Source organism: Nocardia arseniciresistens (assembly GCF_046764875.1).
GTDB lineage: Bacteria > Actinomycetota > Actinomycetes > Mycobacteriales > Mycobacteriaceae > Nocardia > Nocardia arseniciresistens.
Genome location: NZ_JBKORD010000019.1, coordinates 176,953 through 197,997, shown reverse-complemented (window position 1 = coordinate 197,997; position 21,045 = coordinate 176,953). Strand labels below are relative to the sequence as shown.

Sequence of the window (21,045 nt, the reverse complement as noted above, 5' to 3'; positions counted from 1 at the left end):
TCCACCGGCAACACCAACTCATCCGGCAAATCCGCCAACTCAACAGACCAATAACGAATCTGCTGAGAAATCAACGACTCCGGATCATCCTCCGAACCGAGAACCGCACGCTGCCACACCGTGAAGTCGCGGTATCGAACGGCGAGAGGCGCCCAGCTCGGCGCCTGTCCCACGGCCCTGGCAAGGTAGGCCTGCGCCATGTCCTGCGCGAGAGGTCCGAACGAGAACCCGTCGACGGCGATGTGGTGTGTGACGACAGCGACCGCATAGTCCCGACCACCGGCGATTTCGAAGATCCGGACCCGGATCGGCAGTTCTCGGGACACATCGAACCCGACCTGCGCGAACTCGAGTAGGTGCGAGCGCAGCTGATCTTCATCGACGCTGTGCACGCCGATGTCGAGGTTCACTTGGTCCATCGGCAGCACCTGCTGGTAACCGCCGTCACCCGAGGTGGGGAAGATCGTGCGCAGCGACTGCTGCCGCTCGATCACGTCCACCAATGCCGCAGCGCACGCGTCGATCTCGATCTCGCCACGCAAACGCACCACGAACGGCAGGTTGTAGATCGGCGCGGTGGGATCGAACTGGTTGAGGAACCACATCCGCTGCTGCGCCAGCGACAACGGAACCCGATCCGGTAACTGCTGCACCACCAGCGGCGGCCGCAGTGCCACCTCGGCTCCACCCGCGGCCTCGGCCCGCGCGGCGATACCGGCAACGGTCGGGGTCTCGAACAGCGCCCGCACCCCCAACCGGACACCGAATGCCGCCGACACCCGCGCCATCACCTGAGTGGCTACCAGCGAGTTACCGCCCAGATCGAAGAAATCGTCATCGACGCCGACCAGCTGCAAACTCAGCACATCGGCGAAAACCGCGGCCACGACCTGCTCGGCCTGCGTCCGCGGGGCGCGATAATCAGCCGCATCGGCGGCGAACACCGGCGCCGGCAATGCCTTCCGATCCAGCTTGCCGGAGGTATTGAGCGGGAACCCCTCGAGCACCACCACCGCCGCCGGCACCATGTACGACGGCAACCGCTCGCCACCGAATCGGGTCAGCTCCACCGGATCAATCGACAGGCCGGGCGCGGCAACCGTATACGCGACCAACTGCTGACCGGTCGCGGTATCGACCACCAGAACCGCAGCCTGCGACACGGCCGGGTTCGCCAGCAGCACGGTCTCGATCTCACCAAGTTCGATCCGCTGGCCACGGAACTTCACCTGGAAGTCGGTGCGGCCGATGTACTCCAGCACACCCGAAGCGTTCCACCGCACCAGATCACCGGTCCGATACATCCGCTCACTATCCGCACCGTACGGATTGGCCACGAACCGATCAGCCGTAAGGTCCGGCCGTCCGCGATACCCACGCGCCAGTTGCCGCCCGCCCAGGTACAACTCCCCCTCCGCGCCGATCCCGACCGGCCGCAGCCGCGCATCCAGCACGTACACGTCGACGTTCCACTCGGGCACGCCGATCGGCACCGTCACCGTGTCAGCGGCGGTGACCTCCCACCAGGTCACCGAAACTGCCGCTTCGGTCGGACCATACAGATTGTGCAGACCAGCAGAGCTGATGGCACGGAACCCGGCGGCGGTCTCCGGCGGCAACGCCTCACCGATCACAAACACCGCGCGCAATGACACGCACTGATCCACGGTCGCGTTCGCGGCGAACACCGTCAGCATCGACGGCACGAAATCCGTAATCGTCACGCCATGACGCGCGATCGTCTCCGCCACATACAACGGATCCCGATGCCCGTCCGGAGCAGCCACCACCAGCTTGGCGCCCACCAGCAACGGCAGGAAATACCCCCACAACGACACATCGAACGTCGTCGCGGTCTTCTGCAGATACACGTCGTCCGCGGTCAGGCGGTACTTGTCCAGCATCCACAACTGCTGATTCACGATCGCGCGATGGGTAACCGCGACACCCTTCGGGCGGCCCGTCGAACCCGAGGTGTAGATAACGTAGGCAGCGTTATCCGGCCGCAACGGCGCCAACCGATCCGCATCCGTCACCGGAACATCGGAGAAATCGGACACATTCAGGGTGTCGATCTCCACCCGACGCACCGTTTCCGGCAACTCCAGTCCATCAACGGACGTGGTCAGCACACACACCGGAGCCGCGGACTCCAGAATGTAGGCGGTCCGCTCGGCCGGATGATCCGGATCGATCGGCACGTACGCGCCACCGGCCTTCAGCACCGCATGCATGCCGATCACCAGCTCCAGCGACCGCCGCATGCCCAGCGCCACCAGCGAATCCGGACCCACCCCGTCGGCGATCAGAAACCGCGCCAACCTGTTGACCCGTGCGTCGAGCTCCGCATACGTCAGCGTCGCCCCCTCGAAGTCCACCGCGATATTGCCCGGCGACAACGGGATCTGCGCATCGAGCAACACCGGCAGCGTGGTGTCACGCACCCGATGACCCGCCCCGCCCCACACCGTCAGCGTGCGAGCCAGCTCCGACTCGGTCGTGATCGGCAGGCCCCACACCAGATCGCCTGCTTCCGCAGCCAGCAACCGGTCGAAGAACTCCAGGAACCGCTCGTGATGCCGACGCGCCTCGGCCACGGTGTACAGATTCGGATTCGTCTCGAAATCGATGTGGAAACTATCCCCACCCATCGACTGATAGAAGTTGACGCTCAGATCCTCGATCGACCCGGTGGACAACACATGCATGTGGCCGGTCGTCTTCCCCAGCGCGACCTGGCTGTTGAACAGCATGATGTTCACCCAGGGCCCGAAGAACTCCTTGGTGACCGCGCCCGCACCCGCGCTGTCACGGCGGATGTCCTCATGCCGGTAGCGCTGGTGCCGCAGCGCGCCGGACACCTCCACCTGCACCGCCTTCAGCAACGCGGCGACGTCGATGTCGTAACCGACGTGCAGACGCAACGGCACGATATTGGAGGTGAAACCAGCCGCGCGCCGCATCACCGCGGTGGTCCGCGCGGTCACCGGCAGGCTGAGAATGACCTCCCGGCTGCCGGTCCACTGCGCCAAGTACGCGGCGAAACCCGCGAGCAACAGCGCCGAGGGGGACGAATCATGCTGCTTCGCTGCCGCATCCAGCAACGCACGCCGGGTCCGCGACAACGCCGCGCTGGCCACGAAGTTCAGCGGTGCCGGGGGCGCGGACCGACCGGTGAGGCTGGTCCCCTCCTCCAAGCCCGCCACCCGCTCGGCCCAGTACTGCCTGTCGGATTCGAACCGAGTGCTGTCGCGGTAGGCGAATTCGGTCTCGACCAAATCCCGCAGGTCTGTCGTTTTCGGCTGCGACGGCTCGGCGTCGGTGACAGCGGCGGTGTACAGCTCGGCGAGGCGGGCCACGTACGTCGTAGCCGCGAAGCCGTCGAGGATGATGTGGTGCGCCCGCAGATACCAGAACCAGCGATCGTCGGTGAGCTGAAGAGCGGCCTGCCGGATCAGGCGGTCGCGGAAGAGATCGATGGGACGGCTGTATTCGGCGCGCATCCACTCGTGCGCGCGAGCCTCCGGATCGGCCTCCCCACGCAGGTCGACGTAGATCAAGCTGTCGCGGTCGGGGATGGTGTGGTCGATGTATTGCTTCGGCTCGCCGTCGACCTCGGTGAGACAGATCAGGCCGGAACCGATCTCGCGGGACGCCTCGACGGCGACCTGATACAGCAACTCCCGGTCGAGCTCGCCGCTGAGATCGACGTATTGGGCGATGGATATCGGGACCTGCGGATCCAGCGCCTGGGCGTACCAGATACCCAGCTGTGCCGGCGACAGCGGGAAGAGGTCCTCCCGCGAGCCCGGTCCCGGCACGACCACGTTCTCCAGCTCGCCGTTACCGTCGAAATCCACCCGATCCACCCGATCCCTCACTTCTGGAGCGCCATGGGGCGCTCTGCCGAATAGCGCACCGATACGGGCGCGCAACCGTACGGATGCGACACCCGATATTCAGGGCTACTTTCGACGTCGATTCGAAAATTCGACCAGATCGGTCGATGGTTGTTAGGACGACAGGGGCCTGCAGTACGCGTCAACATACGTTCAGCTCGCGGTTCAGCACTTTCGCCAGCGAGGCCGCGCCATCCGCACCGAGATATTCATCGACGTACGGTTTGGTGAACAGACAAGCGCTCAGCTGGCTGAGTTCGTCACTCCGGGCATTCCACATCCGCAAACCGAACGGGAATTTTCGGAGCTGTTCTCGAATATCCGCGTCCACGAGCCTTCTACCCCACCCGACCATCTCTTCCTCGGTCGAAAGGTCGGAGTATTCGAACGCCTCGGCAGTCATGCGCAGCGAACTGCCGACACGCAGCGCGGACGTCAGGTCGCCGCGAGCAGCCACCCAATAAGCCGACACCATGTCGATCTTGCGCTGGCCGAGAATTCCGTAGCCCCCCGGATCCGGCCCTATCGACATGCCGACCGGCCGATACGGGTCCGAGATGAGCGCGCAACCAGCGATCTCGACTCCGGACATCTCGCCTCGGCACATTTCCGACGCGACATCACCCGCGATGGCAGCGCCCTGCGCGTAACCCGCGAGCACTACCGGTTCGCGACAGCGCATGATTTCACACATGAGTTCGGTCCGGCCGCTCGCTACGGTCCCGGAGTGCGAGACCAGACGCGGCTTGAAACGGGTCGGATCGAGCGCAGCGGCAAACGCGCTGGTCACCGGCTGCTGCGTCGAGGCCCAGCTTGCTCCCATGATCAACACGTCGATCACCGGAACTCCGCGATGAGAGCCGTTACTTTTTGCATCTCAGCAGCGGACACGGGCCCCCCTTTCGATCGCAGAGTCCAGGTACATAAGGCAGCATGCCCCGACTGCCAGGGTGATTGCATCGCCGCACAGGGTGAGGTGCATAGGAGGAGACCGCAGTCCGCGCGCCCACACAGGGGTGCCCACCGACTATGGGCGCTTCGCCACCTCCGATGACCGGTTGTGACCCGAGCGCAGACCGGTGTGACTCGGCTGCGGCGGACGAATCACCCCGCCGGGGTGACGACGTCACACCGATCGCGGACCATGATGATCGTCGTGTGCAAGGACACCTTGATCGCCACCGGAGTACTTGTGCCCGGGTCGGCGCGGTCACGGTGGTCCGGATAGTTGCCCCTCGATCCCATTCGATGACACCTGAGGACCGAACCAGCATATAGCGCAGGCCCGATAAACAGGGACGGAGTTGGCTACCAGTCAGCCAGCCGACCTCACGTTGACAAAACCGGCTCGGCTGAGGTGTGGTGGAACCATGCACGCAGCCGATACGTCAGCTTCGTCATGGTCGGACTCCCCTGCCGACCATTGCGGTGACCGGAATTTCCACCTCAGCCAGCTCAGTGAGCGACACAGTACTCCTCGCGTTTTCGGCGGCTCGGACCGCGCCGCCGAACTCACAAGACAGACGGAGACCTGCCCGGCACCGCAGCAACAGCAGGATGCCGTGTTGGCGGAGCGGGCCAGGATGGCCCGGGAGATCCATGACGTGCTGGCAGGCTCGCTGGGACTGCTGGGAATTCAGCTCCAGGTCCTGCACACCGTGCTGGCCGAACTGGGCGATGTGGACAGTGCTTTGAAATTGCTGACCGACCTCCAGCGGACAGCACAGGAAGGGCTGCGGGAAACACACAGGGCAGTGCATGGGCTGCGGTCCGAGCTCCTGCCGCTCGACCAGGAACTCGTCGCGCTGGTGGACCGGCATCGCGAAGTACATCACGCTCGGGTGACTCTGACCGTCGAGAACGCACCGCCGTGGCTGTCGCCGGAGACTTCGCTGGCGCTCGTGCGCGTGGCCGGTGAGGCGCTGGTGAACGCCGCCAAGCACGCACCCGAACAGTCGATCACCGTGGTGCTGCGGTACCAGATGGGCGAAGTCGTGCTTACTATCGAGAATCCGTTGGGCCACAGCGTGCCCGATCAGCGTTATCGAACGGTCGACGGTGGCTATGGATTGCTCGGCATGCGCGAGCGACTGTTGCCGCTGGGGGGAACAGTCACCGCCGGACCCCGGCAGGGACGGTGGGTTGTCACCGCGCAAGTGCCCGACTGAAGTCGAGTGCCGGTCCTGCGAATTGCGCTCCTGACCCCGGCATAAAGAGACGACAGTCACGCCGTGCGGTGACAATCGCACGGTAACGAAACGGCCGAACCGGCCGACTACGGTACCGAGCCCCTATCCGACAGGCGAGGAGAGTTCGGTTGCCGTCAGTCACGCCAGTCAGGCCGGTTGCGAAGGATGAAGAGGTGAACCTGTCACTGGAGGTCCCGTTCGCATCGGTCCAGATCACCGAACAGGTACTGTCGACGTCGCTTACCCTGCCCATAGCCGACCGATCCGTGCACGACATGTCCGACACGAAGGGGTGGTACGTGAACGCGGCGATGGATGCCGAAGAACCGCTGCGGATCATCGTTGTCGACGACCAAGCCAGCGTCCGTGAGGGATTGGCCCTCATGCTCAATGTGCTGCCCGACATCGACGTGGTTGCTACCGCTGCCGACGGGCAGCAGGCTCTGATCAGGGTCGCCGAGCACCATCCGGACGCCGTGCTGTTGGATCTGCAGATGCCGGTCCTCGACGGGATCGAGACCGCAACGCGATTGGCCGCCGACTATCCGGACGTCGCAGTGGTGATTCTGTCGACCTACGCCGACGACACCTCTGTTTTCTCCGCCCTGCGAGCGGGTGCCCGCAGCTTTCTGACCAAAGATACCGACCGGGCCGGCATCGTCCGGGCATTGCACTCCGCGGCCAGCGGTATGGCAGTGCTGGATGCGCGAGTGCAGGACACGCTGCTGGCCGCCGCCCGAGGCCGGCCCGAGCCGGCCCAGCTGCCCGACGGGCTGACCCGTCGCGAGGCCGAAATCCTCTCGCTCGTCGCTCGCGGGATGACCAATACCGAGATCTGCCAAACACTGTTCCTCAGCTCGAACACGGTCAAGACCCATATCAACCGGATTTTCGCCAAGACGGCCTCGCGGGACCGTACCGCCGCCATCGACTATGCCCGGCGCAACAGGCTGACGTAGCAATCGCGGCCCGGTAATGCGGGCAGATTGTCTGCGAAGACGCGAAAGACGGTTACCTGCCGGGACTCTCGTCGAGTCGGCGGGAGCCCGGTTGTCACCGGCGCGACGTTTCCCGTCACTGGGAACCGCATTGCCGCACTGCTAGCTTCAACCTCACGTTGAGTAGAGACTTCGCCGTAGCTCACGCGCTGAAACGTGCGACCGGTGCGGTCAACACCGCAGTGCACAACTTCGTCAGGGCGTACCGGTCCAATGCTGACGGCGTTGTGTCCGATCTCGGTTCGGTCGCTCGGGGCACCCCCACCGCAGATTTCGAATTGAGTCGAGGGATTCGAGCAGCTGCACGGCACGACACCGATCCGATCGGAGTGGGCTCGCGTCAGATCGAGGGATCGAACGGGCCGATTTCCCTGTCCACCGAAGAATTGGAGGAAGTCTTTCGGACAAGGGTCCGTCCCAAGTTATTCGGTCGCTCGACGCTGGAGGGTGTCGACAACCCCGAAGTGCTGGTGCTCGGTGGACAACCCGGATCGGGAAAGCTGATTGACCAGTTTCGTGTGCCGTTGACTGGCAGGCATGTTGTAGCGCGAGGCTAGGCGGGGTGATCGCCGAACGCTGCCTCACCGACCTCCTGCAGTTGTTGTCGCACGGCGTCGTCGCATAGGGCACCGTCGACCCCGGCTTGGTATGCGGAGGCGGGGCTGATACCGAGTTGCTCGGCCAGTTCGTATTCTTGGCCGAGGGTGGTATTGAACAGAGCCGGGTCGTCGGTACCGATACTGCAGCGGACGCCGGCCTCGCGCAGTCGTGGTAGTGGATGCTCGGCTATGTCGGCCACGACACGGGTGCCCACGTTCGAGGTCGGGGTTACGCGAAGCACGGTGCCTCGATCCACAAGCTCGGCCATCAGGGCGGGATCGCCGGCGGCAGCGATCCCGTGCTGCAGCCCGTCTGGATTCCAGCGCAGGACCTCTCGGATGGCGTCGATGCCCCCGGCTTCCCCCGCGTGTGGCACGATCCCCAGCCCGCCGTCGCGGGCTATGGCCACCGCCCGATCGAACTGAGAGACGTCGCCACGCCCAAGCTCGTTGCCACTGGCGTCCAAACCGACAATGCCCCGTTCTCGGTAGCGCACAGCCCACTTGGCGCATTCTTCGGCCAGGTCAGGTGGCCCTCCCCAGATCATGGAAGGCATTGCCCGCACGGTGACACCGTAACGTTCGGCTGCTGCGGTGATGCCGTCTGCGACGCCGTTGAACATCGCCGGGTAGGGGATGCCGTCCCATTTATTTCGGTTGATGGGAGAAAAGGTGGTTTCGACGTATTCCACGCCGTGTGACTTCGCCTCACGGGCGTAATCGATCACGGCTTGGCGGAAGTCGTCTTCGGTGCGCATGGTGCCGGTTGTGGTGCGCCACATTTCGAGAAAGTGATCGAAGTCGCGGTACTGATACATCTCGGACAGTGCCTCGACGTTGTCCGCAGGCAGGACTACACCGTTACGGCGGGCCATATCCAGTAACGTCCTCGGCCGAATCGTGCCCTCGAGGTGAACGTGTAGTTCGATCTTCGGATACGGGTCCGACGGTCGGCTGCGAGGCGGGGGTGCATCGCCGGAACCGCCGCTGGGGCCTTCCGCAAGACGGTCCGGATGAGCAGATCGCGAGCGCGACGAGTCACTGGTGTGGAATTCATGGCGAAACCCCTTGTCGGCGTTTCGAAGTTGTTCGGCTGCATCCTTGAATAGACGAGCGAAGGGCCTGATGCCGTGTTCGGCATCAGCTCTTGCCATTCTCGTAATGCTGCTGCTCACCTCTCGCGCGGCTTGAAGAGCTGCTCGCGCAATTTCCTCGGATCGGATCAGCAAAACAACGCCCTCGGCCTTCTCTCCACAGCTACGCGAGAGTCCGTGTTTGCCCGAGGTTGCGCCCGCGCCGAGCCCTCACAGCCATCAGGGATGCTTCCTTGCGTATCTGTTCGGTATGACGGCTGCTATCCGTGGCGGTGTCACTGCGGCTGTGTGGCTCGGTCCTGTTGGAGGGTGCGGTAGACGGTGGGCCGGGAGATGCCGAACAGTTCGCCGAGGTCGGCGATGGTGTACTCGCCGGTGGTGTGCATGCGTCGCAGCTCGGTGCGCTGTTTGGCCGAGAGTTTGGGTTGTCGGCCGCGGAGGCGGCCTTTGGCGCGGGCCACGGCCATGCCCTCGCGGGTACGCATACGCAGCAGGTCGACTTCGAACTCGGCGAAGGTGGCCAGGATGTTGAAAAACATCTTGCCCATCGGATCCTGCGGATCGTAGACCTGCCCGCCGAGCGACAGCTTGATACCACGCCCGGCCAGGTCGTCACCGATCGCCCGCGCATCCGGCACCGAGCGGGCCAGCCGGTCGAGCTTCGGCACGACGAGAGTGTCACCGGCGCGGACTGCCGCGACGGCCTGATCCAGGCCGTGGCGCTGACGGTTGGTGCCGGTCAATCCGTGGTCGAGATAGATGCGTTGCTCTGCGATACCGAGCTCACTCAACCGGTCGCGTTGGGCGGTGAGATCCTGGACGTCGGTGGAGCAGCGGGCACAGCCGATCAACGTGCCGGACATGACCGAAAGTGTAACGGATAACATCCCCTCATCGAGAAACTTTCCGTACGGCCTATACGAGACAGCGATCGCCGTTGTGGCGGCCTGCAGTCACAGTCCCGGCGAAGTGTCCGTTGAGGGTTCGTCTAACGGACGCCGGAGTCGCGGCACGATCTTCGGCGCGACATCGGCGAACGCGCCGTCGGGCAGGCCGATCGCCCGCACCGCCTCCAGCTTCGCGATCTCGGTGAGCATCGTGTTCAAACCAACCGCGCCCGGGTCCGACCGGATCGCGGCGAATACCGTTGGACTGTCCTCGATCTCGGCGTCACCTTCACCGACGCCGATCAACGCGAACATTGCATCCCGCGCCGCATCGGGCAGCCGGGACGCGACCGCTCGAACAACAGCTCCTCCCCGCAGCTCAACGCCGACCGAACCACGCGCTCGATTCGGCCGCCGGTGGGCGGCTCGATCCGCTCGGCATGCAAAGCTCCGGGTGGCGTACACGGACCTGGTCGGCCGATCGTTCGCTCTGGGTCAGTCCGTGACAGCGTCCGCGTCAGCGACGCTGCACTCGCGAAATCCCAGCGAACCGCGAATCTGATTGCGGTGGAACCTATTCGTGCGACCCGACCACTCATGGAAGGCGATCTCGGTCCGTGCGACCCCGACCTGCTGCGCCACGGACTCCACCGCGTTGTCCGGGACCTCGGCCCGACCAGGAGGGAACCGACCATGTTCGGTATAGAACCGCAGCATTACCGAGAACCCGAGCTTCGTCACACCCGCTTGCCCGCAACGAGTTCCAGCTCGTTGCCGACCAGCGTCCAACGGTCGATCAGCTCGACCGACACCACAGCAGGCGGCATCGACGGTCAGAACCCGGCTCACCAGCGGGATGGGCGGGAAAAATCCTTCAGGTCCTCCCGCTCGGTGCGATTATCGGATACCCGCAGTGGTTTTGGTCAACAACTCGGCCAGCTGCGCGTAGTCGACATCTTGACCTTCGGTGATGGTCACGGCTTTACGTTCACCCTTGCCGAGTGATCGCAGGACTCCCTTTACTTCGGGGATGTCGGCTGCGTTGAAAACCATGAACGACACCTTGTCCTTGGCGACGGCGATCACCGCGGCGTAGTGGCCGTTGATCAGGTAGTGGGGCTTTCCGTAGAGGAGTTGCGCGTCTACGTCGGGCAGGGTGTCATGGATCAGCAGCTGTAGCTTTTGGCAGAGCTCGTTCTGCCACGGCAGAATCTTGGCGAAGTATGCCGCTAATTTTTCGTCCATCGTATTCCTCGCTTGCGGTGAATCTGGTTGGTGCGCTTACAAATTTGCGGAGTCGAGGTGCCCGAGGCTCGTCACGCTGCGACTGCCAGCGGGGTCCAGTTCTCGATCTCGTGGTAGCGACGCAGTTCGGCGAGACCGGCGAGAATGCCCATCCATGCCGCGTAGGGCGGGTTATCGGGGTCGAAGCCGCTCGAAACAAGGGTGAGTCGAGTTTTGCCGTCGGAACCGTCGAGCTCCCAGGTGCTGATGCCGCCGTGGCCCCAGTCGACGCTGACGCGTTCGCCGGGGACCAGGTCGACGATCAGCGCGGGCTGTGGGTTGTTCTCGATACCGCCCAAGGCGAATCGTCCCCCGACCCGAGGTTCGATCTCGACGGGGTATCCGAACCATTGCGACACCTCCTCTGAGGCGATCAGCGAGTCGTAAACCCGGTCGGCGGGAGCGTCGATGTCGACCGTGGCTGTCAGGGCGCTGCTGGTCAGGTCGGCTCCCGGGGTGCGAGCCCGGTCCTCGAGATAGTCGACGAGGTTAGCCAGCGCGAGAGCCCAAAAGGTCTGTAGCACACCGCGAATACTTGATCCGGTCATCATCTCGTTGAAGTCGAAATGGCTTTGGGTGACGGTGATGATGGTGTGATCGTTGTCGGTGCCCACGGCGATCTCGGTGGTGGTTTCCACCCCATCGAGCAGCCACGCGAAACTCAGACGGTTCTCGCCGACTTCGAGGAGTCGTTGATGGGGCGCGTCCCCTTCGGGGATCGAGGGCCCCCAGAACTCATAGCGCTGCGGCAGCTCGACTTCGGCCTTACCTGCAAACCAGGCCGTCAGCCGGTCCGGCTGGGTCAGTGCCGCGTAGGCCGCGTCGGAAGATGCGGTGGTGCGAACCCTGATGATGAGCGGTTCGGTCATGATTCATCCGTTCTGTAGGGATAGCAGGTGACAGCAAGTTTGAACGAATCTCCTTCGCTGCCACCATATTTCGTGAACAGGCCCTGCAGCATCGCTTGCAGGTCAGCGAGAAACGCCGAGCGGTCGTGCGATGGGATGCGAATCTGACCGGAAATCCCGAGGGAAGGCAGATCCGCGTGTAACTGATCGATGGCCGCGACATCCCTCTGGACCTCCTCGGTCAGATCCAGAAGATGCCCGAGGCTCAGCACGTCAGACGAGCGGCGAGCGCCGATTTGGCCGACGAGCTTGGGGGACAACCAGTACGAACGCGCACTCGCCTGATAGATCCCCTCGTAGAGATTTCGCACCTTACGCTCCGCGATCTGCCGCACAAGGCCGAGCTCAGTGAGCCGTTTGACGTGATAGTTGACCCGCTGCGGCGACTGATCCAGTTGCCTGGCCACTTCGGTGCAGGTCGCCGGATCTGCCAGCGACCGCACGATATCGATCCGCTGGGGTTTGAGTAGGGCTTCAGCCCGCTCGACCGAATCGAGGTACATGACTTCTCGCACACAAAGATGTTTACATAAAAATCAGATTTTGTGAAGACCGACAGCGATCCCCATCGAGGCGGATGGCGGCCCGCACCCACCGGCGCGAACCGGCGGCCGTTGGATAGTTCGGCTTGGGACTGCGGCCCCGGCGTCTCCGCCGAGGCGCGCCCCCTTTCTAGCCGTTGACCGCCTGTAGCGCGTCCAGGTCCATGATCGCCGTCGACGTGCGGTGCACGATCGCACGGCATACATCGTCGGGCTGGAATTTCGGCATGATGGCGCTGCGTCCGATCGTGATCATCCATGCGAAATACGGGTAGAGGCACTGCTGTCGGTAGGCCAGCCAGGCGGCCTCGAAAGGCAAGGCGGGTCCGCCTGCCGCATGCAGTCGGTCCACATAGAATTCGATGAGCTCGCGCTCCCACGCCCTGCGGTCCTCCACCTCCAGCCCGGAGGTCACCGTGTAGGCCACGTCGAAAGCCCAACTGCCGCCTAGGACCAGCTGCCAGTCGGTGAAACCCATTTTGCCGTCATCGGTCTCGTACGCATTGCCGATGTGCGGGTCACCGTGCAGCAGTGTCTGCGAGCCCCGCTCGGCGATCAGAAGCGACTGCTCGCACGCCGCATAGAGCTTGTCGTGCACGGGAGGCAGTGTGTCGGGGACGATCTCGGGTGCGCGCTGGAGCCCGACGATCGCCCGCTTCTTCATTCCGAGCAGGCGGTCGAAGTTACGGAAGTGCGCACCGGGGGTCTTGAGCCAGTCGTAGGTCTTCAGTTCCGGGGATTCCCAGTAATGCCCGTGCCACAGAGCCATATTCGCCAGCAGATCTTGCATTTGCTCCCGGGTGACCGTCTCCATCGGGGTGCAGAATCGCGCCTTCTTGGTGACGCTGATGTCTTCCAGCAACGTGAGGGACCGACCGGTGCGTGTATCGGCGGCACCGAAATAACCGTGCGGTGCTTCGATATTCAGCTGGGGGCGCAAGTGCTGGAAGAAGCCGGGCTCCCCCGGCAGCGCGTGTGCCAGGTACTGCGTCAAGCGTTGGGTAAAGGTCAAGGTCGTCTTGGCGAACAGATGCTCCGGCAGCTTCGCCTGCCGACCGGCCTCGTTGTAACGCACCGTCGCCCGCCACCGGCTTGTCGTACCGGTACTCGCGTCGGCTATCTCGAACGATTCGACCTGCGCCTCGGGATGCCCAACGGCGAGCACCGCGGTAAGCCACCGCGCGTCGACCTCGCTCTTCTTCATCGGAATCTCGACCGTTTTGGGCCGGCGAACCTTCTCCGCCAGTACCTGACCACCAAGTTTCAGCATGCCGGGCACCACCCCGACTTCCGAACCATCCGTTGACTTTTCGGTCACGCGCCTACCTCCTCGGCTCGGCTCGCCCCTACAGCCAGCCTGGTAGGCGCCAAGTATGCAGCACCGGTCCGGCGGGAAACGCCCACACCTGGGGGTGACAACGCTGCACGAGCCGAGCCCGGCTGCGACAATGTCGTCATCGAATTGTTATGGGACAGAATGCAAACCGTGCCCGCAGTACACGCGAACAGTCTGGAGCTCCACTCTTGAGTACGCCGCAGTCCCGAGCGCATGCCACGTCCTGCCCGGTCGTCCACGGCTCACCGACCGATTCCGACGACCCGCGGATGCCGCTGTACACGCCGGACTTCGCCTCGGACCCACACCACGCATACCGTGAAATGCGCAGGCAGTACGGCTCTTTGGTACCGGTAGAACTGTCGCCGGGCGTTCCGGCGACGTTGGTGATCGGGTATAGCACCGCAGTGCGGATCCTCAACGATCCCGAGCACTTCCCCGCCGATCCGCGCGCCTGGCAGCGGAACATCCCGGCCGATTGCCCCGTCCTTCCGATCATGGAGTGGCGTCCCACCGCGAGCAGAAACTCCGGAGCGGACTTCGAGCGCTACCGGCAGGCCATCAGCGCGAGCATCAACAAGGTAGATCTGTTCGCTCTGCATGCCACCGTGGAGCAGATCGCCGTCCCGTTGATCAATACCTTCAGCCAGACCGGTACGGCCGATCTGATCGGCCAGTACGCGTTCCCGCTGACGTTCCAGCTCGTCAATGCCATCCTCGGCTGCCCGCCCGAGATCGGACAGCGGGTCGCCACCGGTATGGCCGCGCTCTTCGAGGCCGTCGATGCCGAGGACGGCAACAAGATGATCAGCGAGGCGATCCTGGAACTGGTGACCCTCAAACGGACCGAACCCGGCAACGACATCACCTCACTGCTGCTGCAGCATCCGGCCGAACTCGATGAGCAGGAGATGGTCCACCAGGTGGCGAGCCACTACGGCGGGGGTATCGAACTCCAGCAGAACCTGATCATCAACACCCTGCAGCTGATCCTCACCGACGACCGGTTCGGCGGAGATGTCCTCGGCGGAAACCTATCCACCCGCGACGCCCTCGACGAGGTTTTGTTCAACGACCCGCCACTGGCGAATCTCCTCACCACCTACCCACGTCAGCCGATCCTCATCGAGGGTGTCTGGCTACCCGCACATCAGCCGATCCTCATCAGCATGGCCGCCTGCAACAACGACCCCGAGATCCGAGCCGGAGATCACACCGGCAATCGCTCGCATCTGGCCTGGGGCATCGGCCAACACACCTGCCCGGCGCAGTCCATGGCCTATCTGATCGCTCAGGACGCCATCGATCAACTGCTCGACGCGCTGCCCGAAATGCGGCTCGCCAGTCCGGGCGACGCACCGACCTGGCGACCTGGTCCCTTCCATCGGTCCTTGGCGGCCCTGCCGGTCACCTTTCCCCCCGTTCGCAGTTGAACTCGCACTGAGTATCAGCCAAACCGGTTCTGCCACTAAAAGATTCGACGTCAGTACCGACCGGCGATCGGCCGTGCCGGAAGGACCCCGAGGGGCCCTGCACCAGGCCACCCGGGGTCTACGCCCAGCGGTCCGGGCTACTCGCCCGAGCCGTCTCGACTGCCGGTCGACATGCCGTCCAACCGGCTGCCGGAAGCTTATTGCGACACAACACCTACCGCCGCCGAGGCTCGCTCCCATCGGTGGGAATCAGGCGCTGTCACGGCTTCCGACTGCCGGAGCGTGACCGAGCAGCGGAGCACGATCACCGTTGGTCAGCGCGACGATACCGGCGCGGGAGGTGTCGCCGAGCAGCGTGAGCGACACTGCGGCGAGCATCGGCGCGAGGTCGGGCAGCGCCGCGGAGCCACGGGTCTGCAAGCAGTCGCGGACGCGGTCGTCGATGCCGCCGATCAGAAATTCGAAGACCATTTCGGGTAGCGATCCGGTCAGCTCGCCCTGTTGGCCCCCGAGCTCCCTAGCCGCGCGCATCCGGTCGACGAAGACCGCCATCATGCGGTTTCGGTAGCCGGTGAGCACCGGGCCCGCGATGAGCGCCTCGATGTGCAGTACGCGCGCGATCGCGGGTTCCTCGGAAAGTATCTCGAGATACGCGGACAGTGAAGTGTGCACCAGCTGACGCCAATCCAGTTGCCCGGCGGCGCGTATGGCATCGGTGAGGCGGATTTGCACGACCTCGACGATGGTCTCGAACGCCGCCGCGAAACATGCTTCCTTCGAGTCGAACAGCTCGTAGAACGTGCGCCGTGAGATCTTGGCGCGAGCCACCAGATCGGCGACCGTGACCGGGTGATAGCCGCGCTCGGCGACTGCGTCGAGCATCGCGATGTACAACCGCCCCCGCTGCGACTCGGCCACCTCCGCGCGGGTCAGCCGATGCGGGCCGCGCGGCAATCGCTCCTCGGACATCGGCACGTTCACCTCGCCACGATAGCCCCGGCCTCGATGGGTTCGAGGCCGGGGCGCTCGGCATTTCAGGCCGGCGTGCTGGCCGGGTCGGCGACGGTCGGGGTGCGGCCTTCGCGGTTGGCACGGCGAGCGTCCTCGAAAAACTCGCGGGAGAACATGGCCGAGAGAACGGCGATGCCCGCGCGGTGGATGCGGAATTCGCTGCGGGTGCTGGTGCCGGTGAGGCGAATGACACGACCTGCGACCTCGCGCGGGCGGGCGAAGTCCTTGACCCGGCCGCGGCCGGTCCACTCCAGATCGGCCTGGTCGATGACGGCGTCGTCGGGGACGAGCAGTTTGACCATCGCATGGTCGAGGTTGGCGTGCACCGCTATGTCGCCGGTGATCTGCGGCGAGCGCAGGTCGATGACGAGGCTGCCGTACCGGGCGGTGACCTCGAAGGTGTTGGCGTCGGTCCAGTTGCCGAGGCGCTTGGCGGCCTCGTGGTCGACGTGGATGCGGGTGGCGGCGGTGAGCTCGGTCTTCATTTCGGTGGTCCTTTCGGGCGGTGGCTCTACTGATAGATCAATAGTGGCATGCAAACTAGTCTCTTGGCAACTAGTTTCTTGATTCCTAGTTGTCCAGGAACCACTACACTGGACCCATGACGGCATCGACGCAGTTCAAACGGTCTCCACTGGCGATGGCGCTGCTGGGCATCCTGCATTTGGAGCCGATGCACCCCTACGCCATCCAGCGGCGGATCAAGGAGTGGGGCAAGGACAAGGTCGTCAACGTCAGCCAGCGAGCCGCGCTCTACAAGACGATCGGCAGACTCCAAGAAGCCGGACTCGTCGCCGTCCGCGAGACAGGTCGCGACCAGCAGTACCCCGAGCGAACCGTCTACGAGATCACCGATGCGGGCCGCGCCGCCTGCGCGACCTGGTTGGCCGACATGCTCGGCGATCCTCGCAACGAGTACCCGGAATTCCCTGCGGCACTGTCATTTCTGATGCTGCTCGGACCCGACGCCGCGCGCGCCGAACTGGAGCGTCGCGCAAAGTCCTTGCGCGCCAAGGTCGCCGAGATGGTCACCGATGCCGAGCAGGCGGCCACCATGGAGCTACCTCGCGTGGTGATGCTGGAGGACGAGTACCTGCTCGCCATCACGAGGGCCGAATTGGGTTGGCTCGAAAGCGTTATCGCCGATCTGGCCACGGGAACTCTCACCTGGTCCTGGGAATCCCTTGCCCCACACCAAAACAACCATCCCGAGAGTCCATAGCACCGAGCATCTGCGCCGCAACATCGCGATCGGACCGCCTTTTGCGGCAGATCGAGCGAACATCACACCGGATTCGACACGACCGACCACGATGTATTCCGTGGCAGGACAATTCGTTCCGGTTCCGGACTGGGCCGCCTGGGAGAACCAGGACTGTGGGATCGCGATCACGGATATCAGTGGCGACGGCACGCCGGATGTCGTCGTGCTCATGGTCGACGATCCGCAAGGCCAGAACATCGGGCGCTATCGGGTCGGGACCGGATTCGCGACCGACGGGTCGGCGCGGGGTTGGGGGCCGTGGCTGGAGGTGCCGGACTGGTTCGGCTGGGAGAACCAGGGCGCCGGTATCGCCGTCGCGGACCTCAACGGCAATGGCACACCCGATCTGGTGGTGTTCGTGGTCGACAATCCGCCGGGCCAGGATCAGGGCTACTACCGGATCGGGCGCGATCTGGCCGCCGACGGCGCGGTGACCGGCGGGTGGACACCGTGGATCGCGGTGCCGGACTGGTACGGCTGGGAGAGCCAAGGCGCCGACATCTGCCTCACCAGCATCGATGGGCAGCCGACCCTGGTCGTACTGACGGTCGACAATCCGCCGGGCCAGAATGCGGGGCAGTTCCGGCTGGCCAAGGGCTTGACCGCGGACGGTGTGGTGAGCGAATGGACGCCATGGGTCGCGGTGCCCGATTGGTACGGCTGGGAGAACCAGGGTGCGGGTGTCGCGGCCGTGGACCTGGACGGTGACGGCAGACCCGAGTTGATCGTGTTCGCGGTGAACAATCCCGACGGAGTCAACGCGGGCCTGTACACCGTCGGCTGGGGCTTGGACGGGACCGGGCACGCCATCGACGGCTGGAGCGGCTGGACCGCGGTTCCGCAGTGGGGGCTCTACGAAAACCAGGGTGCGGCGATCACGGTGCTGAGCGTGCAGGACGCCGCACCGGAGCTGGTGGTGTTCACCATCGATGCGCCGCCCGGTGTCAACGCGGGTTCGATCCGCGTCCTCGAACTCGAAACCGACCTGATGCACGCCGCACACCTCGGGGTGTGGCGGATCCTCGATTTCGGCACCGAGATCAACCCGGTGCACGCCGCCCTGCTGCATACCGGAGATGTGCTGTTCTTCGCCGGTTCCGGCAATGACCCGGACCGCCACGACGCACACGAATTTCGCACGCGCGTATGGCATTACCCCGATCCTGGCCTGAGCGCTCCGGACACCCCGATCGATCTGTTCTGTGTCGGACAGGCATTCCTTCCCGACGGCAGGCTGCTCGCGGCCGGTGGCACCGAACGATACGACCCGTTCTACGGACTGCCGGACGCACTCATTTTCGATCCGGCCACGCTGAACTGGAAAATGGTGTCGGACATGGCTTTCGGCCGCTGGTATCCCACGCTCGCGGCGCTGCCCAATGGTGACGTGCTCGCGGTGTCGGGCCTCGGCGCCGACAACTTCCTTTCGACGGTGCCGGAACTGTTCGACGCCACGACCGAAACCTGGTCACAGTTGCCGATTCCCGGCCCGATCCCGATGTACGGGCACCTGCAACTGCTCGCCGACGGCAGGTTCTTCTACAGCGGCGGCCAGTACGGCGGCAACAACGGTATGCGCCCATCGATCTGGGATCCGACGACCGGCGCCACCGTGGAAGTGCCCGGCTTGGCCGAGCCCGGTTCCCGCAATCAGGCCGCCAGCGTGCTGCTGCCACCGGCGCAAAACCAGCAGGTGATGATCTTCGGTGGCGGCGGATTCGATATGCACAGTCCCGCACCGGCTTTGGCGGATACCAGGATCGTCGACTGCACCGCGGCGGCGCCTGCCTATCAGCCCGCACCGCCGATGGACCATGCCAGGATGCATCTGAGCGCCGTCCTCCTTCCGGACCGGACGGTGCTGGCGACCGGCGGCTCCGGCATGGAGGAGATGGCGCACGCCGCGCCGCCACATGCCGAGATCTTCGATCCGGCGATGGGCAGCTGGATGCATACCGGCCCCTCGCGAGTTCCCCGGCTCTACCACTCGATCGCGCTGCTCACCCCGGACGGCAAAGTGGTCACCGCCGGGTCCAACCCGGCCCGCAAGACCGAAGAGCTCCGCATCGAAATCTATTGGCCGCCATACCTATTCCGTGGCGATCAGCCGCAGCTCGTACTATCGACCTCCACCGCGAACTACGGTGCGACGGTGACCGCGACGACCGCGGCCGACATCCGCGAGGCGGCACTCATGCGCCCCAGCGCCTGCACCCATTCCTGCGATAACGAACAACGCCTCATCGATCTCGAATTCACCACTACCGCACCGGGTTCGGTCACCCTGACGCTTCCGACGAATCCTGCGCTCGCACCGCCGGGCTGGTACCTGATCACCGTCGTCGACCAGCAGGGCATTCCGTCGTACGGACAGTGGCTGCACCTGAGCTGAGCATCAGCGCCACTCGAACCCCGGCCCCTGGCGGTTGCCCGACCTTGTGATCGACCACGATCAGCTGTCGCAAGGACTGTGACCGTCCGGCTCCGCGGCGCCTTCCTGGCTGGTCGACGCCCTGCACCGGCGGCTTGGCCGTAAGGTACCGACCATGGTTCCCATCGAGAATTCCGAGCTGGTGCAGTCGGTCGTGGAGTCGTATCTGCTCCACGGCCAGCGCCGATACAGCAGGAGCGAGGTCGCCGAGCAGTCCGGGACGTCGACGGAACTCACCCAGCGGCTGTGGATGGCACTCGGCTTTCCGGCCGGACACGACGATGACGCCGTCGACTACACCGACGCCGATGTGGCGGCGGTCAGCAATTTTCGTGCGCTGAATGTGCTGTCCTCGGCCGACTCTCGGCAGCAGGCCGCTACGGCGCGCACGCTCGGCCAGGGCATGGCCAGGCTCGCGGAGTGGCAGGTCGACCTGGTGCTGGCGGAGATCAACGCTCGCGTCGCGAACGCCGATCCCGCCGCCGACCAAGCCGAGGCGGTCCGGACCGCCACCGAGGCCACGATTTCGACACTCGAACAGCTCAACGCCTACGCCTGGCGACGCCACCTCGCGGCAGCGCTCGCCCGTTCCCTCGACCCCGGGACGACGGCGGGTGAAACCATCCGCGAGCTGGCGGTCGGCTTCGCCGACATGGTCGGCTACACCCGGCTGACCAGGCACCTGCACCCCGATGAACTCGCGATGCTGCTGGAGGCATTCGAGTCGACCACCACCGCAGCGATCACCGAAAACGGCGGCTGGGTCATCAAAAACGTCGGCGACGAGGTCATGTTCGCCGCCGAGGACCCGGCCGACGCCGCACGGATCGGGCTGGCCATCCAGGAAAGCACGATGATGGTCGGCGGCACCCCCGAGCTGCGCGTCGCCCTCGCCTACGGACCTGTCCTGCAACGCTTCGGCGACCTGTACGGCTCCGTGGTGAATATCGCCTCCCGGCTCACCGGCGTCGCCCGGCCCGGCACCGTGATGATCGACGACGAAGCCGCCGCGGCCCTTGCCGACAACCCCGAGTTCGACATCCGCAACCTCCGCAGCGTCCGCGTCCGCGGCTTCAACCGCCTGCGCCCCCACGTCCTGCGCCGCAACGACAAGAGATAGCCACCGGCCTCGGGTGTCACTCACGGCCAGCGGCGGCCCCTAAGCTCGTC

19 protein-coding genes are annotated in these 21,045 nt (G+C 64.6%); 6 read left to right on the top strand and 13 right to left on the bottom strand.

What is annotated here, in order from left to right:
* The 3 genes from ACLMAJ_RS31380 to ACLMAJ_RS31370 form a co-directional block, all read right to left on the bottom strand.
* Positions 1-3,869, bottom strand: a 3,869-nt coding sequence (locus tag ACLMAJ_RS31380; RefSeq protein WP_412017488.1) for an amino acid adenylation domain-containing protein, incomplete at its 3' end; no start/stop codon positions are given.
* A 172-nt stretch (positions 3,870-4,041) separates the two neighbouring features.
* On the bottom strand, positions 4,042-4,740 hold the full coding sequence (locus ACLMAJ_RS31375; protein WP_412017476.1) for a hypothetical protein: 699 nt from the start codon (positions 4,738-4,740) through the stop codon (positions 4,042-4,044).
* A 263-nt stretch (positions 4,741-5,003) separates the two neighbouring features.
* Positions 5,004-5,144: a hypothetical protein gene (locus ACLMAJ_RS31370; protein WP_412017475.1), complete on the bottom strand. Its 141-nt coding sequence runs from the start codon at positions 5,142-5,144 to the stop codon at positions 5,004-5,006.
* Positions 5,145-5,269: 125 nt separating this feature from the next.
* Here ACLMAJ_RS31370 and ACLMAJ_RS31365 point away from each other — a divergent pair, with 125 nt between their 5' ends.
* Both ACLMAJ_RS31365 and ACLMAJ_RS31360 read left to right on the top strand, forming a co-directional pair.
* Positions 5,270-6,067, top strand: a complete 798-nt coding sequence (locus ACLMAJ_RS31365; protein ID WP_412017474.1) for a sensor histidine kinase — start codon at positions 5,270-5,272, stop codon at positions 6,065-6,067.
* 194 nt (positions 6,068-6,261) lie between these two features.
* Positions 6,262-7,047: a response regulator gene (locus tag ACLMAJ_RS31360; protein ID WP_412017473.1), complete on the top strand. Its 786-nt coding sequence runs from the start codon at positions 6,262-6,264 to the stop codon at positions 7,045-7,047.
* Between the two features lie 592 nt (positions 7,048-7,639).
* Here ACLMAJ_RS31360 and add read toward each other — a convergent pair.
* From add to ACLMAJ_RS31320, 8 genes are all read right to left on the bottom strand, one after another.
* The gene (gene add, locus ACLMAJ_RS31355; RefSeq protein WP_412017472.1) at positions 7,640-8,839 is read right to left on the bottom strand and encodes an adenosine deaminase; all 1,200 of its coding nucleotides are present in this window, start codon (positions 8,837-8,839) and stop codon (positions 7,640-7,642) included.
* A gap of 215 nt (positions 8,840-9,054) precedes the next feature.
* Positions 9,055-9,642 (bottom strand): recombinase family protein, encoded by a 588-nt coding sequence (locus ACLMAJ_RS31350; protein WP_412017471.1) that lies wholly within the window; start codon positions 9,640-9,642, stop codon positions 9,055-9,057.
* Between the two features lie 90 nt (positions 9,643-9,732).
* Positions 9,733-9,981: a hypothetical protein gene (locus ACLMAJ_RS31345; RefSeq protein WP_412017470.1), complete on the bottom strand. Its 249-nt coding sequence runs from the start codon at positions 9,979-9,981 to the stop codon at positions 9,733-9,735.
* Positions 9,982-10,161: 180 nt separating this feature from the next.
* The gene (locus ACLMAJ_RS31340; RefSeq protein WP_412017469.1) at positions 10,162-10,407 is read right to left on the bottom strand and encodes a DUF4158 domain-containing protein; all 246 of its coding nucleotides are present in this window, start codon (positions 10,405-10,407) and stop codon (positions 10,162-10,164) included.
* Between the two features lie 156 nt (positions 10,408-10,563).
* Positions 10,564-10,911 (bottom strand): DUF1801 domain-containing protein, encoded by a 348-nt coding sequence (locus ACLMAJ_RS31335; protein WP_412017468.1) that lies wholly within the window; start codon positions 10,909-10,911, stop codon positions 10,564-10,566.
* 71 nt (positions 10,912-10,982) lie between these two features.
* Positions 10,983-11,819, bottom strand: coding sequence for an SRPBCC family protein (locus ACLMAJ_RS31330; RefSeq protein WP_412017467.1), 837 nt, complete (start codon positions 11,817-11,819; stop codon positions 10,983-10,985).
* Positions 11,816-12,361, bottom strand: a complete 546-nt coding sequence (locus ACLMAJ_RS31325) for a helix-turn-helix domain-containing protein (protein ID WP_412017466.1) — start codon at positions 12,359-12,361, stop codon at positions 11,816-11,818. Before ACLMAJ_RS31325 ends, ACLMAJ_RS31330 begins: the two co-directional genes overlap by 4 nt.
* 169 nt (positions 12,362-12,530) lie before the next feature.
* Positions 12,531-13,718 carry a phosphotransferase gene (locus tag ACLMAJ_RS31320; RefSeq protein WP_412017465.1) on the bottom strand — a complete coding sequence of 396 codons (1,188 nt, stop codon included), beginning with the start codon at positions 13,716-13,718 and terminating at the stop codon, positions 12,531-12,533.
* Between the two features lie 206 nt (positions 13,719-13,924).
* Between ACLMAJ_RS31320 and ACLMAJ_RS31315 the strand changes: the two genes are divergently transcribed.
* Complete coding sequence (locus ACLMAJ_RS31315) at positions 13,925-15,169, top strand: cytochrome P450 family protein (RefSeq protein WP_412017464.1); 1,245 nt, start codon at positions 13,925-13,927, stop codon at positions 15,167-15,169.
* A gap of 249 nt (positions 15,170-15,418) precedes the next feature.
* On the opposite strand, the gene ACLMAJ_RS31310 is transcribed toward ACLMAJ_RS31315, so the two are convergent.
* Together ACLMAJ_RS31310 and ACLMAJ_RS31305 are read right to left on the bottom strand one after the other, a co-directional pair.
* Positions 15,419-16,150: a TetR/AcrR family transcriptional regulator gene (locus ACLMAJ_RS31310; protein ID WP_412017463.1), complete on the bottom strand. Its 732-nt coding sequence runs from the start codon at positions 16,148-16,150 to the stop codon at positions 15,419-15,421.
* A 53-nt stretch (positions 16,151-16,203) separates the two neighbouring features.
* Positions 16,204-16,665 (bottom strand): hypothetical protein, encoded by a 462-nt coding sequence (locus ACLMAJ_RS31305; protein WP_412017462.1) that lies wholly within the window; start codon positions 16,663-16,665, stop codon positions 16,204-16,206.
* 116 nt (positions 16,666-16,781) lie between these two features.
* Between ACLMAJ_RS31305 and ACLMAJ_RS31300 the strand changes: the two genes are divergently transcribed.
* The 3 genes from ACLMAJ_RS31300 (at position 16,782) to ACLMAJ_RS31290 (ending at position 20,995) form a co-directional block, all read left to right on the top strand.
* Positions 16,782-17,402, top strand: a complete 621-nt coding sequence (locus tag ACLMAJ_RS31300) for a PadR family transcriptional regulator (protein WP_412017461.1) — start codon at positions 16,782-16,784, stop codon at positions 17,400-17,402.
* A 100-nt stretch (positions 17,403-17,502) separates the two neighbouring features.
* Entirely contained in the window at positions 17,503-19,836 is a 2,334-nt protein-coding gene (locus tag ACLMAJ_RS31295; protein ID WP_412017460.1) for a galactose oxidase-like domain-containing protein, read from the top strand.
* Between the two features lie 154 nt (positions 19,837-19,990).
* A complete protein-coding gene (locus ACLMAJ_RS31290; protein ID WP_412017459.1) occupies positions 19,991-20,995 on the top strand; it encodes an adenylate/guanylate cyclase domain-containing protein in 1,005 nt (334 codons plus the stop codon).
* Positions 20,996-21,045: the final 50 nt, after the last annotated feature.

What these genes read in the sequence shown, in the direction of transcription:
- ACLMAJ_RS31365 (WP_412017474.1), top strand. Translation starts at nt 5,270, where the DNA reads ATGCACGCAGCCGATACGTCAGCTTCGTCATGGTCGGACTCCCCTGCC.
- ACLMAJ_RS31370 (WP_412017475.1), bottom strand. Translation starts at nt 5,144, where the DNA reads ATGGGATCGAGGGGCAACTATCCGGACCACCGTGACCGCGCCGACCCG.
- ACLMAJ_RS31290 (WP_412017459.1), top strand. Translation starts at nt 19,991, where the DNA reads ATGGTTCCCATCGAGAATTCCGAGCTGGTGCAGTCGGTCGTGGAGTCG.
- ACLMAJ_RS31345 (WP_412017470.1), bottom strand. Translation starts at nt 9,981, where the DNA reads ATGTTCGCGTTGATCGGCGTCGGTGAAGGTGACGCCGAGATCGAGGAC.
- ACLMAJ_RS31305 (WP_412017462.1), bottom strand. Translation starts at nt 16,665, where the DNA reads ATGAAGACCGAGCTCACCGCCGCCACCCGCATCCACGTCGACCACGAG.
- ACLMAJ_RS31325 (WP_412017466.1), bottom strand. Translation starts at nt 12,361, where the DNA reads ATGTACCTCGATTCGGTCGAGCGGGCTGAAGCCCTACTCAAACCCCAG.
- add (WP_412017472.1), bottom strand. Translation starts at nt 8,839, where the DNA reads ATGGCAAGAGCTGATGCCGAACACGGCATCAGGCCCTTCGCTCGTCTA.
- ACLMAJ_RS31330 (WP_412017467.1), bottom strand. Translation starts at nt 11,819, where the DNA reads ATGACCGAACCGCTCATCATCAGGGTTCGCACCACCGCATCTTCCGAC.
- ACLMAJ_RS31300 (WP_412017461.1), top strand. Translation starts at nt 16,782, where the DNA reads ATGACGGCATCGACGCAGTTCAAACGGTCTCCACTGGCGATGGCGCTG.
- ACLMAJ_RS31335 (WP_412017468.1), bottom strand. Translation starts at nt 10,911, where the DNA reads ATGGACGAAAAATTAGCGGCATACTTCGCCAAGATTCTGCCGTGGCAG.
- ACLMAJ_RS31350 (WP_412017471.1), bottom strand. Translation starts at nt 9,642, where the DNA reads ATGTCCGGCACGTTGATCGGCTGTGCCCGCTGCTCCACCGACGTCCAG.